Consider the following 15,626-nt stretch of genomic DNA (forward strand, 5'->3'; position numbering starts at 1 on the left):
TTGCCGGCCGCCTCTGGCCGCGGTCTGTCAGCCGTGCGACGCCATCGCCATCGGCACATCCTCGGGACAACTGCTGAGCAGCTCCGCCCCGTGTTTGAGGATGTAATCGCGCTGGGCTTCCATCATGGCCCGGCCGAAACCGATACAGAATTTCTGGCCTTTCTGGAGGGTTTCCTCTGCCTCTCGCCGGTCGAGATCCCGCAAGGTTTCGTTGGTATCCGCGAGCCGATGGTCGAGCAACTCCTTCACCCGCCAGCGCGGCAGGAAAGGAGCAAAACTCAAAATGAAGATGAATTCGGAGCGCAGCCTGTGGCGTGCATCTCCGGACATGAGCCCATTGAGGCAGGTATTTCGGCCAGCCTCAGTCAATTCGTAGACTTTTTTGTTTGGCCGGCTGTCCTGCTCCACCTTGCGGTAGGTCACCAGCCCCTCCGCGGCCAATTCATTCAAAGCCGGATAGAGATTCGAAAGGCTGACGTCGAGTAGCGTCGAGACCTCGTTCTCCATCGTCTTCTTGATGTCATAGCCCGTCGCAGGCCCCCCCATGAGGACACTGAGCAACAGTTCCTTCGTATTCAATCCGCTTCCTCCCCCGTCAGCAGATCAGGCATTTGATACCTGTGCCGTTTCAAGATAAGTCAACCGTTATTAGGTGTTTCTCACCTATAAATCTTTGTAACAATAATGATTGACCTAAAGCGAAATCCCTCCTCGATCCCTCGCAAAAGGCCAGCATCCCTCACCACCTTGTGGCCGGTTCCGGCGGAGCCGGCCGCTACTTCTCAATCCGCCATCAGTCTCAGGGGCAGACCAAGAATCCAACCAGCGGGAGGAAACTGCAAAATGATAGTATCGGCAGGACGTTCGCCTGTCACGAATGAACCGGCGCGTGAGTTTTTTCGCCGGTCAGGGGCGCAATTTTCCGTAGCGGCAGCCTTTGCTTCCGCTCTTCTTTTTTCCGGGGCAGCACACGCCGAATCCTACCGGTTCGGCGAGATGAACCTCAGCATCGACACCACAATCTCGGCGGGCGTCACGCTTCGCGCGAGCGACCGGGATTGCACGAAGTACAATCCGGTCAATGGCGGCTGCGCGACCAGCGACGGCCGGACGACGGGCCTCAACTCGGATAACGGCAACCTGAACTACGACCAGTGGGACTTCGTCAACAAGACGGTGAAGGCCACCATGGACGTTCAGGGCACGTGGGAGAATTATGGCTTCTTCCTTCGTCCGACGGCCTTCTACGATTTCGTCTACGACGACAACGATCTCGATTTCCGCAATCTCGAACCCGATGCGAGAGACCAGCTTGCCTATGACGTCGATATCCTCGACGCCTTTGTCTACGGCAACTGGGACATCGATGGTCACTACACGACCGTCCGCTTCGGCAATCAGGTCCTGAACTGGGGCGAAAGCCTTTTCATTCAGGGCGGCGTCAATGCCTTCCAGGCGCTCGACGTTACCCGTATCCGTACTCCCGGCGCGGAACTCAAGGACGCGCTGACCCCGATGCCGATGATCTTCGCCTCGACGACGATCACGCCGAACTTCTCGGTCGAAGCCTTCTGGCAGTTCGCCTATGAACAGACGGAGCTCGATCCGGCGGGTTCGTTCTTCTCGACGGACGACATCACCGGCCGCGGTTCGCTGCCGGCGTTGCTTAATGCGCTCGTCGACAATCCCGATCTCGCTTTCCCGCCCGGAACCTTTCCGCCCAACCCGATCGTTCCCATCGCGGTTCAGCGGACGGGGGACCGTATCGAGAGCGAAACCAATCAATTCGGCGTTGCGCTTCGCTATTACGCGGAAGACCTTGGCCAAGGTGTCGATTTCGGCTTCTACGGCATTCGTTACACAAGCCGCCTTCCCTATCTCGGCTTCACGACGGGACCGGACGATCTCACCAGTGCGTGCGCCGTTGTGCAGGCAGCCATTCCCGGGCCCGCTTGCGGTACTCCCGGCGATCCTCTCAACAATGCGGCGTTCGCCTATGCAGCGGGTCAGTTGAAGTATTTCTACAGCTTTCCCACCATCGAAACGCTTGGCGCGAGCTTCGCAACCACGGTCAGCGGCACTGCCGTCTCCGGCGAACTCACCTTCTCGCCCGACATGCCCTTCGGCGTGTCGGATCTCGAGCAGAACGCCTCGCAGCTCGACGGTACTGGCGCATCGGGCGGCCTTCTCGGCTCACCCGGCAATGTCAGCGCGCTGCCCGCCGCCGGTCCGAACGAGGACACGGTTCACATGATCGAACTCGATGCCGTTCAGGGTCAGATCGGTACTGTGAAGCTCTGGGGTACGAGCGATCCGATCCCGGCCTTCCTGCGCGCCGATACGGCCGCTCTCGTCTTCAACGCCGGCTTCGTCTATGTGCCGGAGGCGAGCAACTATCCGCTCAACCGTTCGGGCCCCGAGGCCGCGATCCGCAACCCGTTCGCCGCCGGTCTCCTGACCAATGGCGTTACGAATGCGGAATATGCCGACGACGTGTCCTATGGCTACCGGATCGTCTTCGCGCCGACCTACAACAACGCATTCGGTACACCGTTCACGCTGACGCCCAGCATCTCCTGGCGGCATGACGTGCAGGGCAACTCGCCCGGACCGAACACGGCGAACTATCTCGAAGGCATGAAGCAGGTCTCCATCGGCATCGCTGCCGACTATCAGAGCACCTGGCGGGGCAGCCTGAGCTACACCAACATCTTCGGTGCCGGCTTCGACAATCCCACTCATGACCGTGACTTCGTCATGGCGAGCGTTTCCTACTCGTTCTGATACAGTCTCGGCACACGACAACAAGGCCCCGGAAAGTCAGCACTTTCCGGGGCTTTTCCTTGCCTGCTTGACGGCGCGCGGCCGCTCCTGTTCAACACCCCCGACGGAGCATCCAGACGATGACAAAAACGGCCAGAACCAGGGCGCTTGTGCTTTTCTCCGGCGGGCAGGATTCGACGGTCTGCCTCGCCTGGGCGCTTGCGCGCTATGACGAAGTCGAGACTGTCGGCTTCGACTACGGGCAGGCCCATGCCGTGGAGCTCGATTGCCGTCAAACGCTGCTCAGCCGCCTTTCGACGGTTTTCCCGGAATGGGAGGCAAAGCTCGGGCCCGATCACATGCTATCGCTCGCGGAGCTTGGCCGGATCAGCGACACTGCGCTCACCCGCGACGTCGAGATCGAGATGGGCGAAAACGGCTTGCCGACGACTTTTGTGCCGGGACGCAACCTCCTCTTCTTTACCTATGCCGCGGCCCTCGGCTATCGGCGGGGAGCTGCCGCCCTCATCGGCGGCATGTGCGAAACGGATTATTCCGGTTATCCGGACTGCCGTTCCGACACCATCAGGGCACTGGAACAGGCCATCACGCTCGGCATGGACAAGCCTTTCAGGCTCGAAACACCGCTCATGCGGATCGACAAGGCAGCCACATGGAAGCTGGCGGAAGAGCTCGGCGGCAAGGCGCTGGTCGACCTCATTATCGAGGACAGCCATAGCTGCTATCGCGGCGACCGTTCAAAGCGCCATGACTGGGGCTATGGATGTGGCGCCTGCCCTGCTTGCGAATTGCGCGCAAAGGGTTATGCCGCCTATGTCTCGGGCGAGGCGTAAGCCCATGTATTCGGTGAAGGAACTTTTCTACACACTGCAGGGAGAAGGCGCGAATGCCGGGCGCCCCGCGGTCTTCTGCCGCTTTGCAGGCTGCAATCTCTGGACCGGCCGGGAGCAGGATCGCGCGAACGCGGTCTGCACCTTTTGCGATACGGATTTCGTTGGAACGGACGGCGAAGGCGGTGGAAAGTTCGCCAATGCGGATGCTCTTGCGGGCGCTATCGAAGCCGTATGGGCAAGCGGCGTGGCGCATGACCGTTTCGTCGTTTGCACCGGCGGCGAGCCCCTGCTGCAACTGGACGCGGCGCTTATCGCCGCTCTTCATGATAAGGGCTTCGAGATTGCGGTCGAGACCAACGGTACGCTCGCGGCGCCGGACGGCATTGACTGGATCTGCGTCAGCCCCAAGGCCGACGCGGAACTGAAGCAGCTTCGCGGCGACGAGTTGAAGCTCGTCTATCCGCAAGCGAAAGCACAGCCGGAGCGGTTCGAAGGACTCGACTTCCGGTATTTCTTTCTGCAGCCGATGGATGGCGCAGAAGCGGAGGAGAACACACGCGCGGCGACGGCTTATTGTCTCGCCCATCCGAAATGGCGGCTCAGCCTCCAGACGCACAAGTTGATCGGTATTCCCTGATGCGAATCTACAAAGAGTTCTTTTTCGATGCGGCCCACTTCCTTCCCTATGCGGAGGAAGGTCACCCCAACCGGCGGATGCATGGACATTCATTCCGCGTCGTCGTCTGGCTGTCAGGCAAACCCGACATCTCGACGGGCCTCGTGCGTCATTTCGAGGATCTCGAACGCGAAGTCATGGCTGTGCGCGAAAAACTCGACCATCATCTTCTCAACGAAATCGAAGGTCTGGATCTGCCAACGCTGGAACATATCGCAGCCTGGATATGGCGTGAACTTGCGGCCCCTCTGCCCGAAATCGCACGGGTCGAGATCCATCGGGCGTCTTGCCGGGAAGGCTGCGTCTATGACGGCCCGGAAGCTGAGTAGGAAACACGAGATGGCGAAGGCACCGAAAAAAACTGCGGCGAAAGGCGTCACCCTGCTCGGAACAGCAACGCCTGTTCCCTCCTCTCCCGAGGATGCGATTCTGGAACGCGTACCCAATCCCCATGCAGACTCGAATTACGTCGCGCGCTTCACCGTTCCCGAATTCACTTCCATCTGTCCGGTAACCGGGCAGCCTGACTTCGCGCATCTCGTCATCGACTATGTGCCGGGCAAATGGCTGGTCGAATCCAAATCGCTGAAACTCTACATGCAGTCCTTCCGCAATCACGGCGCCTTCCACGAGGACTGCACCGTGGCCATCGGCAAGCGTCTCGCCACGCTTCTCGTCCCGAAATGGATCAGAATAGGCGGATACTGGTATCCGCGCGGCGGCATCCCTATCGACGTCTTCTGGCAGAAGGGAAAGCTGCCGGCAGGCGTATGGATCCCGGATCAAGGCGTAGCGCCCTATCGCGGCCGCGGCTGACCGGCCGATTTCCCGCTTTTCAATTAAGTTTTAATTTACGCCCGGATTCTAGTCTGTCAGCCGGGGGAACAGAACGCGGATAGCATGAGCCGTCCGCGCGCATGGAGTGTTCCGACGTGCCGCAGAAAAAACGGATGACGGAAAATCCGGAAGCGGATCACGTCAGACGCGAACTGAATGCGGCGTTCCACGAGTCGCTTTTCCCTATCTCCATATCTGTCGCGGTCCTGTTCGTGATTTTCGCCGTTGCGCACGCACTCGTACTGCCCGCCGATCTACGCCGAGAAATGATCGCCATTGCGCTCGGTAGTGCTGCAATATCTGCGGCGATAGGTTTTGGCGTCAAATCGGGACCTCTGGATATACGTTTTTCTCTCGCCGCCGGATTTACGCTCGTCGGGTTATGCGTGTTGAACTCGGCCATCCAGATGTATCTGACGGACGATGTGCATCAATCGACCAATTTCGGCCTCCTGCTCGTCGCCATGGGGCTCTTCTTCCTTTCCCGCTTTCACCTTCTCCTTTCTTTCCTTCTCATCCTGTCTATCTGGCTCGCCTCGGCGTATCTAACCACCGGGTTCGAGCGTGAAGCCCTCCATTTCAGTTTCATGATGTTCATGGCGATGGCCATGGCCACGCTTGCGCAGGATATCCGTCTCCGCAGCAATCGACGCCTGATTGCAATGCGTGCCGATGCCGCCGTGCGCGAGGAAAAGCTGGCGAATGCACTCGCCAAGGCACAGCTTTTTGCCTCCGTTGAACGTGAGAACAAGGCGAAGACGGAGTTCCTTGCCAATATGAGTCATGAACTGCGTACGCCGCTCAACGCAATCCTCGGTTTTTCCGAGACCATGCAAAAGGAAATCTTCGGCCCGCTCGGCAGTCCCCGCTATCTGGGTTACAGCCACGACATCCACAATGCCGGCTCACACCTGCTTTCACTCGTGAATGACATCCTTGATCTTTCGCGCATTGAACTCGACGGCCTCGCCATCACACCGCACAAGATCGACTTCGCGCGCGTCTGCAACAACTGTCTCGCCATCGTTCGCGGGCGTGCGGAACGAGGAAATGTGAAACTCATCTTCGATTCCGTGCCACCCTTCCCGATCATTGAGACCGACGAGCGCCGTCTGAAACAGGTTCTGATCAATCTGCTCAACAATGCGGTGAAGTTCACGCCCGCAGGCGGATCGGTCACAATGGAACTGTCGGCAACACCGGATGGTGGCGCGGTTATCCGTATTCGCGATACCGGTATCGGAATGTCGAAAGAAGAGGTCGAACAGGCACTCACGCCCTTCTGGCAGGCCGATGCCGGGCTCGACCGTGCCTTCGAAGGCGCAGGCCTCGGGCTTGCCCTTGTTACAGAGCTGCTTCGCATGATGAAAGGCCGCTTCACGCTCGAAAGCGAGCCGGGCGCCGGTACGATAGCGACCGTCACGTTGCCGCGCTCGGTCATCACCCTGCCTGCAAGCGAAAGCGCGGTGGCCTGAGCCGTCTTTGTCTAAGCTGCCTTGGCCTGTGCGTTGCGAATCGTCTCGTCCTTGTATTTCGACGCATCGGTCGTGTATTCCGCGTGACCATACTCGACCAGCAGACGATCTATTTTCCTGATCAGGCGGCGGTCCGTCGCCTGGCGGAGCGCGGGAATACGCAACGCAAGCCCATAGAGCTTTTCCCGTCCGAAAACGAAAATTCCGAGCGCAATGAAGACCGGAAAATCATAGGGCCGCAACTGAACGCCCATGAGCCTGGCCTTGCCCGTCTTGTCGCCGCGCAGGAAGGCGCGATTGAAATAGACGCGCGCGAATACGCGCTCCAGAGCGTTGAAGATACGGCTCTTGAGCGAGCGATCCGAGGGGAAATAGGCCGCCATCGTGGCCCGCACCAGAGCACCGCAGGTTTCGTCGTCATAACCGTCGCGCAACGTCCCCGAATAGACCGCCATCGCCTCGTAAATGCCTTGCGGCGTCGTGGGCAACAGGTCTTCGGGCAGACCAAGCAACCAGCAGCGATAACGGTTGAATTCCACGAAGGCGCGCTCTGCAGGCGTGAATTCCATGCGTCCTTCGCGGATCATCTGGAAGGCAAGCAGGAAGACGGCAATGGTGCCCGCCGGCATCTGGTCCACCTGCGGTACCGGAATGCCATAAGTCGCCACATCCCACGAGCGTCCGCTCCTGAGAATGTTGTAGCGCACCATGGAATGCATAAGCCGCACCATGGCAGCCGCCTTGAAGCCGGTTCCGAAGCGCTCCAGCGCGCCGGGCAGCGATGTAGTTGTAAAGAAGCTCGCCGTCTCCTTGATCCGGCGCACCGCTGTCTCGTGCGACAGCGTGCCGGTCATCGCCATGGGGAGCGCGGAATATTTGTTGAGGAAGGTCGCCACAAAAGCGCCCCGCACAACGAAGGGCGCGAGATTGGCCGTCGGGTTGCGGCTTACCCGCGCGCCCTCCTCGATCATGCTCATGTCGATCCAGTCCGGCGTCGCTTCCATTTCGCGGATGAAGGCGACAAGCTCGCGCGGTGCGTCGGCTACGTTTTCCACGCCCTTGTCGCAAGCCTCGGTCAGCATGGCAATTAGCCCGCGAAAGCCGTATTCCGGCATCAGCGCCGCATAGGCGTCGGATGTGGCGTCGCCCAGCATCGTATAGGCACGGGCGCGCGCAACGGTTTCGGGGTTCGAGAGAAGCCGCGTGCGTTCCTTGCGGTCGTTCTCGTTCAGCTGCATGCATGGATCGTCCAGACCCCCCGCAAAGCGCTCCGGCGTGATTGTGAAATCCACCTTGCCGTACATCTCGGGCAGGTCTTCGCGCTGGGCCGCGACCCGTGCTTCGAGCGCTGTGAGGCTTTCCATCCGTCCCTCCAAAACTTACGATTCATAAGTTATATTTTGTAAGTTATACTCGGGGCGTAATTGGAGCAAGCATGAATCGATCCGCAAAGACCTCTCCAAAGATCACCGGGCCCGTTTCCCGCCGCCGGATGAGCGTCGAGAAGCGGCGTGAGCAGATCATGGATGCTGTCCGTGACCTCGCGGATGCCGAGGGTTTTCACGCTGTCACGCTCGACCGGGTGGCCGAAGCCTGCGGGATCACGCGCACCCTCATCTACCAGCAATTCGGCAATCTTTCGGGCCTGCTGCTCGCGATGGTGGACCGGGAGTATGCGCGTGCCGCCGAAGACTTCGCCAAGGCCGCTTCCCGCACGCCGGTCAAAGGCCAGTCTCGCTATGCGGCGGGCGTGGCGGGCGTCATTGAAGCCGTGGACGCTTCGCCTGCCACCTGGCGGATGCTGCTCATGCCGAGCCAGGGCGGCCCGCCCGAGCTTTATGAGAGGCTGGAGCAAGCCCGCGACCTGACACAGGAGCATCTGGCTTCAGCTCTCGCCGCGGGCGGCGTTGACGCGGCAAACACCGCCAATCCCGACCCGGAACTTGCCGTGCGAATGCTTCTTGCCGTGTCGCAGGAGCTTGTCCACCTCCGGCTCACCCGGCCAAAGACCCACACGCCTGAAAGGCTTGTCGCTCAGGCCGAGTGGCTGATCAAGGTCATGTTCCCGCACTGATCCGGCAGAAGGCCACTACTAGTGCGACGACTTGGCTGTCCAGTCGCGCTTGATCTTCTTTGCGAGCGACCATTTGTGAACTTCGGTCGGACCGTCATAGATGCGGAAGGCGCGAATCTCGCGGAACATCTTTTCCACGATCGTATCGCCCGATACGCCCATTCCGCCCATGACCTGCACGCAGCGGTCCGCGATCCGCATCAGCGCTTCGGAAACGGCGACCTTCGCCATCGAACTTTCCGCCGTGCCGAGCGAGCCCGTATCGAGCACGCTCGCACACCAGTCGATCATCAGTTCGGCCTGTTTCAAGTCGATCAGGTTTTCCGCCAGCATGAAGCCGACGCCCTCATGGTCGATCAGCGGCTTGCCGAAAGCGTGACGGCGATTGGCGTAGTTCGTTGCGATTTCGTTTGCCCGGATGCAGCCGCCAAGCCAGCGCATGCAATGCGAAAGGCGCGCGGGGCTCAGTCTGATCTGTGCGTATTTGAAGCCCTCGCCGCTGTCGCCGAGCATCTGGTCGGCAGGGACGCGCAATTCGTCGATGACAACGGTCGCATGGCCACCCGGCATCGAATTGTCGATTGTATCGAGTACGCGCTCGATACGGATCGAGGGGTGCGGCAGGTCGACCAGAAACATGCAGGCGCCATCGTCGCCCTTGGCCATGACGATGCCGACCTTCGCGCCTTCCGCGCCGGTGATGAATGTCTTGCGCCCATTGATGACCCAGTGATTGCCGTCCTGACGGCAGGTCGTTTTCATCATCGAGGGGTCGGAGCCCGCCCCGCCCTCGTCTGCCGGCTCCGTCATGAAGAAAGCGGAACGCGCATCGCCGGAGACAAGCTGCTTGAGAAACCGGCTCTTGATATCGGGGCTGCCGATCTTCCCGAGAAGATACATGTTGCCCTCATCCGGCGCGCCCGTGTTGCAGGCAACGGGGCCGAGCGGTGAAAGGCCGGTCATACGCAGAACGAGCGCCGTTTCGAGCTGCGTCAGATGGCTGCCGTCTTCGAGGATGTGCGGCGTCATGACGCCTGCGGCTCTCGCCTTGTCGCGCAGTTCGGCGACCAGCTCTTCCGTCGGGCCGTGGGCCGTGCAGCGGGGATCTCGCTCGAAAGGAGCGACCACGTTGCGCACGAATGCCTCGACCTTCGCGGCTATCGCCTCCGCCCTGCCTTCCACTGCCATCGCATTTCCCATTCTCTTCCGGCTTGCGCCTCTCCCTGCTGAAATCCCCATATCGCGCGCGCCGCGCCACTTCGATATGATCTCAGGCCTATAGCACAGCTGCGCCCCGACGACGCCACCTGACCGCCGTACTTTTCGCGCGCCCTTTTGTTACGCAACGTAAAGCAGCACATCTCGCGGCGGTCTTGTTTTCATTCGCAGGCCCGCTAAGACTTGTGCCAACGAAACATCAAAAAGCCGGGAGAGAGATACATGGAAGAGCGTATCAAGACCACCATCACCGATGGCGTGGCCGATGTCCGGCTCGTGCGTGCCGACAAGATGAATGCGCTCGACGATGCGATGTTCATGGCGCTGCTGGAAACCGGCGAGAAGCTGAAATCCGACAAGTCCGTGCGCGCCGTCGTCATCTCCGGTGAGGGCCGTGCTTTCTGCGCCGGTCTCGACATGGGCAATTTCGGCCGCATGGCGAGTGGCGAACGAGAGGCGAACAAGTCGGAAGTCACTGGCCGCCTCGAAGAGCGCACACATGGCATCGCAAACCGCGCACAATATGCGGCGCTGGTCTGGCGCGATGTGCCCGTGCCCGTGATCGCCGCCGTGCATGGCGTTGCCTTTGGCGGCGGGTTCCAGGTAGCGCTCGGTGCCGACATGCGCTTCGTCGCGCCCGGTACGCGCTTCTCGGTCATGGAAATCAAATGGGGCCTTGTGCCCGACATGGCAGGCATGAGCCTGATGCGCAGCCTCGCCCGCGAAGACGTTATCCGCGATCTCACCTATACCGGCCGCATCTTCGAGGCCGACGACGCTCTCGCCTACGGCTTTGCGACCCGGCTTTGCGACGACCCCTATGCCGATGCACTCGCCACGGCGCGCGAGATTGCCGACAAGAGCCCGTCTGCCATCCGCGCCGCGAAGCGCATCCTGAACGCAGTGCCGGACAGCGACGCCGCTTCGATCCTCATGGCGGAGTCGGTTGAGCAGGACAAGCTTATCGGTGGCACCCACCAGAAAGAAGCCATCATGGCCAATCTGGAAAAGCGCCGTCCGAAATTCGCGGATTGAGGCCTTTGCCCAGGGTAGCGCGCTGACCCTGCGGATGAATTGTCTTCGTCCGCAGGGGGCTTCACGGCTGCGACAAACAAGCTCATTGGCTCCTTGCCCAATAAGATGCATTAGATATATATCTTATTGAGACGCATTCAGACGCCACGTCCGCAATGCGTTTCCGGCCGCTCCTGAAACAAGCACAAGAACTCGATGTCCCATGGTTTCAACACTGACACGTAGTGAGCGGCAGGCAGCAATCGCCATCTCCGTTCTTGTCGCCATGTGCGGTCTCGCATTTGCAGCCCTCGGCCGGCACGATGTGCTGGAAATTCATGGCTTCCTGATTCTGGCCTTCGGACTTCTGTGTGCATTTACTGTCATTCATGGCTATTACGAACCCGAGCCAGCGCCGGAAAGACTGTCGAGCTACTATGACGCACCGATCAAGGCGGGGATCGCCCTGTCAATGGCGTGGGCGGTGTTCGCCATGTTCATCGGCGTGTGGGTAGCCTCGCTACTTGCCTGGCCCGAGCTTACATTCGATGAGGCATGGGCAAGTTTCGGGCGGCTTCGCCCGGTTCACACCACAGGCATTATCTTCGGGTTCGGTGGCAACGCTCTCATCTCAACCTCTTTCCATGTGATGCAACGTACATCGCGAGCGCGCATGCCAGACCAGTTCTCGGCCTGGTTCGTTCTTATCGGCTTCAACCTCTTCTGCCTGCTCTCCGTGACCGGATATCTGATGGGCGTCACACAGTCGAAGGAATATGCCGAGGCGGAATGGTACGCCGATATATGGCTCGTCATCGTCTGGGTGGTTTATTTCGTTCTCTACATCAGGACCATCGCCCGGCGAAAAGAGCCGCATATCTATGTCGCCAACTGGTATTTCCTGGCGTTCATTCTCGTCGTGGCCATTCTGCATATCGTCAACAACATTGCCGTTCCGGTCTCTCTCGGCCACGCCAAGAGCTACACCGTCTGGGCCGGCGTGCAGGATGCAATGGTGCAGTGGTGGTATGGGCACAATGCCGTCGCTTTCTTCCTGACGGCAGGATTTCTCGGCATGCTCTATTATTACCTCCCCGTCAGGGCGCAACGGCCGATCTTTTCCTACAGGCTTTCGATCCTCAGCTTCTGGGGCATCACGTTCTTCTACATGTGGGCCGGCTCACATCACCTCCACTACACGGCTCTGCCACATTGGGTGCAGACGCTGGGAATGACGTTTTCGGTGATGCTTCTGGTTCCCTCGTGGGCATCGGCCGGCAACGCATTGCTGACCCTCAACGGAGCCTGGCATCGGGTACGCGATGACGCGACACTTCGCTTCATGATGGTAGCGGCCGTGTTCTACGGCTTGTCCACTTTCGAGGGGTCGTTCATGGCGATCCGGCCGGTCAACTCGCTGTCGCATTATACGGACTGGACTGTCGGTCACGTTCACGCAGGTGCGCTCGGGTGGGTTGCCCTGATCACATTCGGTTCTTTTTATACGCTGGTGCCCGGGCTGTGGAAGCGCGAGCGCATGTATTCTCCGGCGCTTGTTGAAGTCCACTTCTGGCTCGCGCTGGCGGGAACCCTCGTCTACATCTTCGCTATGTGGAACTCCGGCATCATTCAGGGTCTGATGTGGCGGACGTACACGGAAGAAGGCACCCTCGCCTATTCCTTCGTCGACTCTCTTGTCGCGATGTATCCCTACTACATTGCCCGGGCTTTTGGAGGACTTCTCTTCCTTATCGGCGCCGTCCTCGGTTCCTACAATATCTGGATGACGGTGCGGGTTGCGCCCTTGGCCGCAGATCGCGGGTCGGACATTCCCGATTCCAGTGCCATTGCCGTTGCGGGGGAATGAAGCAATGCCCGAACTCTTTCACCGCAAACTCGAACGCTCCACCATCGGATTCGTTCTCGCCATCATCGTCGTCGCCAGTATAGGCGGCATCGTCGAGATCGCACCGCTTTTCACCATCGACGAGACTGTCGAGGAAGCGCCCGGCATGCGGCTCTATACGCCGCTGGAGCTCGCTGGCCGCAATATCTATATCCGCGAAGGCTGTTACGCCTGCCACAGCCAGATGATCCGTACACTGCGCGACGAGGTCGAGCGGTATGGCCCCTATTCGCTCGCCGTGGAGTCGCGTTATGATCATCCGATGCTCTGGGGGTCCAAAAGAACAGGCCCGGACCTTGCCCGGATCGGGGACAAGTATTCCGATCTCTGGCATGTCGCCCATCTGACCAACCCTCGCGATGTCGTCCCGGAATCGAATATGCCGGCCTATCGCTGGCTGGCGCGGAACGAACTGGAAATCGAAGACCTTCCCCTGCACCTTGCGGCCCAGAGCGCGGTTGGCGTTCCCTATACCGAAGACATGATCGAAAACGCCGCAGAAGATGCATACGGCCAGGCGACGCCCGATAGCGACGCCGCATCTGGTGTCGCTGAGCGTTACGGTGAGGAAACCCAGGTTCGCACCTTCGATGGCGTCGCCACGCGCCTGACCGAGATGGACGCTCTGGTTGCCTATCTTCAAGTGCTCGGCCGTCTGACGGACGCCGCGTATGAAAATACGGCCGCTCCCCAGAAACCGCCCGAGCCAGTCGAATGAAGGAGCGCGCGTGATGGGTCTCGACCACGACACTCTGGTCTTCTTTTCCAAGAGCTGGGGACTGTTTTACCTGCTGGCTTTCGCAATCGGCGTCCTCGCCTACACTTTCTGGCCTTCCAACAAGAAGCGTTTCAACGAGGCCAAGAAAAGCATTCTCGACCCGGAAGACAAGCCATGGAAGTAGAAGAGCGCGATCCGGTCAGCGGCCGCAAGACGACCGGGCACGAGTGGAACGGCATCAAGGAACTGGACACGCCAGTGCCCAAGGGCGTGTTGATCTTTCTGATCGTTACGCATGTTTTTGCCGTGCTCTGGTGGTTCCTGATGCCGAGCTGGCCGCTTGGAACCACCTACACAAAGGGGCTTCTCGACGTCGATCAGCACAAGACGGTAGAAGAACAGCTTGTCGGTTCGGCTGCGCGGCGATCCTCCTGGATGGGCCCGATCGAGCGTTTGAGTTTCGAGCAGATTCAAGCTGACCCTGAACTCATGTCGATTGTGAAAAGCAGCGGTCATCAGCTGTTCGGAGACAATTGCGCCGCCTGCCACGGCATCGATGGAAAAGGCCGCGCCAATTACCCCGATCTGACGGATAACGACTGGCTCTGGGGCGGAGAGGTCGAAACAATCGCCGAGACGATGCGTGTCGGAATCAACTCCGCGCATCCCGAGAGCCGGTTTGCGCAAATGCCCTCGTTCGGCGCCGATGGAATGCTCGACCGCGAAGAAGTGAGAAGCGCTTCCGCCTACGTCTACTCGCTCAGCCATGAGGATTATTCAACCCCGGAGAATGTCGGCCGGATCGAAGCCGGGAGGGAGGTCTTCAAAGCAAACTGCGCGGTCTGCCACGGTGAGAATGCGCGAGGAAACCGGGATCTTGGCGCGCCCAATCTGACGGACCCGTACTGGGTCTATGGTGGCGACTTGCAGACGATCGTGGACTCCGTTCATGGCGGCAGGCAGGGGCACATGCCGACATGGGACGAACGGCTAACCGAGGGCAATATCAAGATCCTTGCCCTCTACGTCCACTCTCTGGGAGCGGACGAGAAATGACGAGGCGCCGCGAAAAGACCCGTCGCAGTACAGTGCTGTTTGTCTGGGTTCTCGTTCCGGCGGCGCTGCTTCTGTTCGTCGCCGCCAACGCCCACCTCGTTTACGTCGCCTATGAGTCCCGGCCCGACTGTGTTCCGCATCTGAAGGAAGCGGGCAACGAGGGAAAGTTCAGAGCTGCGAAGTCCGCTTGCTGAGGAGATTCGACCGATGAACGAAGCCGACGGTTCCTATGGGCTGCTGAGCCAGACCTCCACCATCGCCGAAACGAGAAACGAGCGGTTGCAGAGGCACCTGCCCGTCTTTGCAAGCCTGCAATGGCTGCGCGCAGGCTGGCGCGACCTTGCCAACCGGCCGGCGCAGAGTCTTGCTTACGGTCTGGGGGTTTTTCTCGTCTCCGTGAGCCTTGTCTGGCTGCTCGCCTATTTCGGTCTGGATTACATTCTCTTTCCCGCACTGGCAGGATTCATGATCGTGGCTCCCGTTCTCGCCATTGGCCTTTATGAAAAAAGCCGTGCGCTCGAAGAAGGCAAAAGCATAACGCTGGGCCGCATGGTCCGGTCAAAGCCGCGTGCCGGTGCGCAGGTCTATTTTGCCGGTGTGATGCTCTGCCTGCTCATGCTTTTGTGGATGCGCGCCGCCGTTCTCATCTATGCCCTTTTCTTCGGCGTGAAGCCTTTTCCGGGTTTGGATCACATAATCGAACTGCTCCTTACGCAGCCAATCGGATGGGCGATGCTTTTCGTCGGCACGCTCGTCGGCAGTCTCTTCGCTTCATTCGCCTTCGCAATCAGCGTCTTTTCGATTCCCATGCTGCTCGACCGTTCGACGGACGCGATGACGGCCATGGGAACGAGCATGGCGCTCGTCTGGAACAATTTCATTCCAATGGTGGTTTGGGGGCTGATCTTGGTTGCCCTCTTCGGGGTGAGTGTCGCGACCGGACTCCTTGGCCTGATCGTCATCTTTCCGTTGCTGGGACATGCCACATGGCACTCTTATCGGGTGGTTTCCCGGCCGGAGGAATGAGGGGCCTTG

General features: G+C 59.8%; 17 protein-coding genes. 14 read left to right on the forward strand and 3 right to left on the reverse strand.

The window, feature by feature from the left end:
• Nucleotides 1-27: 27 nt before the first annotated feature.
• The gene (locus tag ABJO61_RS03865) at nt 28-579 is read right to left on the reverse strand and encodes a PadR family transcriptional regulator (RefSeq protein WP_348322802.1); all 552 of its coding nucleotides are present in this window, start codon (nt 577-579) and stop codon (nt 28-30) included.
• 264 nt (nt 580-843) lie between these two features.
• On the opposite strand from ABJO61_RS03865, the gene ABJO61_RS03870 reads away from it, so the two are divergent.
• The 6 genes from ABJO61_RS03870 (at nt 844) to ABJO61_RS03895 (ending at nt 6,605) form a co-directional block, all read left to right on the forward strand.
• Nucleotides 844-2,784: a DUF1302 domain-containing protein gene (locus ABJO61_RS03870; RefSeq protein ID WP_348322803.1), complete on the forward strand. Its 1,941-nt coding sequence runs from the start codon at nt 844-846 to the stop codon at nt 2,782-2,784.
• A gap of 119 nt (nt 2,785-2,903) precedes the next feature.
• Entirely contained in the window at nt 2,904-3,617 is a 714-nt protein-coding gene (gene queC / locus ABJO61_RS03875; protein ID WP_348322804.1) for a 7-cyano-7-deazaguanine synthase QueC, read from the forward strand.
• 4 nt (nt 3,618-3,621) lie between these two features.
• Nucleotides 3,622-4,254, forward strand: coding sequence for a 7-carboxy-7-deazaguanine synthase (gene queE / locus ABJO61_RS03880; protein WP_348322805.1), 633 nt, complete (start codon nt 3,622-3,624; stop codon nt 4,252-4,254).
• Nucleotides 4,254-4,622, forward strand: a complete 369-nt coding sequence (locus tag ABJO61_RS03885) for a 6-carboxytetrahydropterin synthase (protein ID WP_348322806.1) — start codon at nt 4,254-4,256, stop codon at nt 4,620-4,622. Before queE ends, ABJO61_RS03885 begins: the two co-directional genes overlap by 1 nt.
• Nucleotides 4,623-4,632: 10 nt before the next feature.
• A complete protein-coding gene (queF, locus tag ABJO61_RS03890) occupies nt 4,633-5,109 on the forward strand; it encodes a preQ(1) synthase (protein WP_348322807.1) in 477 nt (158 codons plus the stop codon).
• A 134-nt stretch (nt 5,110-5,243) separates the two neighbouring features.
• On the forward strand, nt 5,244-6,605 hold the full coding sequence (locus ABJO61_RS03895) for a HAMP domain-containing sensor histidine kinase (protein ID WP_348322808.1): 1,362 nt from the start codon (nt 5,244-5,246) through the stop codon (nt 6,603-6,605).
• Between the two features lie 11 nt (nt 6,606-6,616).
• On the opposite strand, the gene ABJO61_RS03900 is transcribed toward ABJO61_RS03895, so the two are convergent.
• Nucleotides 6,617-7,969, reverse strand: coding sequence for an oxygenase MpaB family protein (locus ABJO61_RS03900; RefSeq protein ID WP_348322809.1), 1,353 nt, complete (start codon nt 7,967-7,969; stop codon nt 6,617-6,619).
• 71 nt (nt 7,970-8,040) lie between these two features.
• Between ABJO61_RS03900 and ABJO61_RS03905 the strand changes: the two genes are divergently transcribed.
• A complete protein-coding gene (locus ABJO61_RS03905; RefSeq protein WP_348322810.1) occupies nt 8,041-8,679 on the forward strand; it encodes a TetR/AcrR family transcriptional regulator in 639 nt (212 codons plus the stop codon).
• Nucleotides 8,680-8,697: 18 nt separating this feature from the next.
• Here ABJO61_RS03905 and ABJO61_RS03910 read toward each other — a convergent pair whose 3' ends face one another.
• Nucleotides 8,698-9,867: an acyl-CoA dehydrogenase family protein gene (locus tag ABJO61_RS03910; protein WP_348322811.1), complete on the reverse strand. Its 1,170-nt coding sequence runs from the start codon at nt 9,865-9,867 to the stop codon at nt 8,698-8,700.
• A 252-nt stretch (nt 9,868-10,119) separates the two neighbouring features.
• Between ABJO61_RS03910 and ABJO61_RS03915 the strand changes: the two genes are divergently transcribed.
• From ABJO61_RS03915 to ABJO61_RS03945, 7 genes are all read left to right on the forward strand, one after another.
• Nucleotides 10,120-10,932, forward strand: coding sequence for a crotonase/enoyl-CoA hydratase family protein (locus tag ABJO61_RS03915; protein ID WP_348322812.1), 813 nt, complete (start codon nt 10,120-10,122; stop codon nt 10,930-10,932).
• Between the two features lie 202 nt (nt 10,933-11,134).
• The gene (gene ccoN / locus ABJO61_RS03920) at nt 11,135-12,778 is read left to right on the forward strand and encodes a cytochrome-c oxidase, cbb3-type subunit I (protein WP_348322813.1); all 1,644 of its coding nucleotides are present in this window, start codon (nt 11,135-11,137) and stop codon (nt 12,776-12,778) included.
• Nucleotides 12,779-12,782: 4 nt separating this feature from the next.
• Nucleotides 12,783-13,535: a cytochrome-c oxidase, cbb3-type subunit II gene (gene ccoO / locus ABJO61_RS03925; RefSeq protein ID WP_348322814.1), complete on the forward strand. Its 753-nt coding sequence runs from the start codon at nt 12,783-12,785 to the stop codon at nt 13,533-13,535.
• A gap of 13 nt (nt 13,536-13,548) precedes the next feature.
• Complete coding sequence (locus tag ABJO61_RS03930; protein ID WP_348322830.1) at nt 13,549-13,719, forward strand: cbb3-type cytochrome c oxidase subunit 3; 171 nt, start codon at nt 13,549-13,551, stop codon at nt 13,717-13,719.
• Nucleotides 13,710-14,591, forward strand: coding sequence for a cytochrome-c oxidase, cbb3-type subunit III (ccoP, locus tag ABJO61_RS03935; RefSeq protein WP_348322815.1), 882 nt, complete (start codon nt 13,710-13,712; stop codon nt 14,589-14,591). Before ABJO61_RS03930 ends, ccoP begins: the two co-directional genes overlap by 10 nt.
• Complete coding sequence (locus tag ABJO61_RS03940) at nt 14,588-14,785, forward strand: hypothetical protein (RefSeq protein ID WP_348322816.1); 198 nt, start codon at nt 14,588-14,590, stop codon at nt 14,783-14,785. Before ccoP ends, ABJO61_RS03940 begins: the two co-directional genes overlap by 4 nt.
• Before the next feature lie 13 nt (nt 14,786-14,798).
• Nucleotides 14,799-15,617 carry a DUF2189 domain-containing protein gene (locus ABJO61_RS03945; protein WP_348322817.1) on the forward strand — a complete coding sequence of 273 codons (819 nt, stop codon included), beginning with the start codon at nt 14,799-14,801 and terminating at the stop codon, nt 15,615-15,617.
• Nucleotides 15,618-15,626: the final 9 nt, after the last annotated feature.

The sequence above is a fragment of the Parvibaculum sp. genome, from assembly GCF_039973015.1.
Classification (GTDB): Bacteria; Pseudomonadota; Alphaproteobacteria; order Parvibaculales; family Parvibaculaceae; genus Parvibaculum.

Excerpts from the sequence above, each read along its gene's own strand:
- ccoO (WP_348322814.1), top strand. The coding sequence starts at position 12,783 with ATGCCCGAACTCTTTCACCGCAAACTCGAACGCTCCACCATCGGATTC.
- ccoP (WP_348322815.1), top strand. The coding sequence starts at position 13,710 with ATGGAAGTAGAAGAGCGCGATCCGGTCAGCGGCCGCAAGACGACCGGG.
- ABJO61_RS03870 (WP_348322803.1), top strand. The coding sequence starts at position 844 with ATGATAGTATCGGCAGGACGTTCGCCTGTCACGAATGAACCGGCGCGT.
- ABJO61_RS03900 (WP_348322809.1), bottom strand. The coding sequence starts at position 7,969 with ATGGAAAGCCTCACAGCGCTCGAAGCACGGGTCGCGGCCCAGCGCGAA.
- queE (WP_348322805.1), top strand. The coding sequence starts at position 3,622 with ATGTATTCGGTGAAGGAACTTTTCTACACACTGCAGGGAGAAGGCGCG.
- ABJO61_RS03930 (WP_348322830.1), top strand. The coding sequence starts at position 13,549 with ATGGGTCTCGACCACGACACTCTGGTCTTCTTTTCCAAGAGCTGGGGA.
- queC (WP_348322804.1), top strand. The coding sequence starts at position 2,904 with ATGACAAAAACGGCCAGAACCAGGGCGCTTGTGCTTTTCTCCGGCGGG.
- ABJO61_RS03945 (WP_348322817.1), top strand. The coding sequence starts at position 14,799 with ATGAACGAAGCCGACGGTTCCTATGGGCTGCTGAGCCAGACCTCCACC.
- ABJO61_RS03895 (WP_348322808.1), top strand. The coding sequence starts at position 5,244 with ATGACGGAAAATCCGGAAGCGGATCACGTCAGACGCGAACTGAATGCG.
- queF (WP_348322807.1), top strand. The coding sequence starts at position 4,633 with ATGGCGAAGGCACCGAAAAAAACTGCGGCGAAAGGCGTCACCCTGCTC.
- ABJO61_RS03885 (WP_348322806.1), top strand. The coding sequence starts at position 4,254 with ATGCGAATCTACAAAGAGTTCTTTTTCGATGCGGCCCACTTCCTTCCC.
- ABJO61_RS03940 (WP_348322816.1), top strand. The coding sequence starts at position 14,588 with ATGACGAGGCGCCGCGAAAAGACCCGTCGCAGTACAGTGCTGTTTGTC.
- ccoN (WP_348322813.1), top strand. The coding sequence starts at position 11,135 with ATGGTTTCAACACTGACACGTAGTGAGCGGCAGGCAGCAATCGCCATC.
- ABJO61_RS03915 (WP_348322812.1), top strand. The coding sequence starts at position 10,120 with ATGGAAGAGCGTATCAAGACCACCATCACCGATGGCGTGGCCGATGTC.
- ABJO61_RS03910 (WP_348322811.1), bottom strand. The coding sequence starts at position 9,867 with ATGGCAGTGGAAGGCAGGGCGGAGGCGATAGCCGCGAAGGTCGAGGCA.
- ABJO61_RS03905 (WP_348322810.1), top strand. The coding sequence starts at position 8,041 with ATGAATCGATCCGCAAAGACCTCTCCAAAGATCACCGGGCCCGTTTCC.